The sequence below is a fragment of the Pseudomonas sp. H26/SER47-MNA-CIBAN-0231 genome, from assembly GCF_040310465.1.
GTDB lineage: Bacteria > Pseudomonadota > Gammaproteobacteria > Pseudomonadales > Pseudomonadaceae > Aquipseudomonas > Aquipseudomonas atacamensis.
The window spans coordinates 1-272 of record NZ_JBEOPW010000077.1; the positions used below are offsets into that span (position 1 = coordinate 1).

Consider the following 272-nt stretch of genomic DNA (forward strand, 5'->3'; position numbering starts at 1 on the left):
GGCCAGCACTTGGTTTGCCATGGTACTGAGCTGGCTGCCCAGGCCATCCATTTGCCCTAGCCCCAAACCAAGCATACCCAGAATCAGGTACACCAGAGTTTCTACCGAATAGTGGATAGTGGTCATCGCGCGGCGGTTGGAAATAGACATGGCGAAGCCAAGAAACAGTGGCGCCAGTATCAGCAGCACTCCGGTCAGCATCAGTGCAACTCGCCGTCGGCACGATCTTGCACCAGCACCCAGGGCGCGATTACAACGGCCCACAACTCGGT

At 57.4% G+C, this 272-nt stretch carries 1 pseudogene; it reads right to left on the bottom strand.

Annotated features, from left to right (window positions below):
- Window positions 1–201, bottom strand: a pseudogene (locus AAEZ10_RS27335) (LysO family transporter); the annotation flags it as partial.
- Window positions 202–272: the final 71 nt, after the last annotated feature.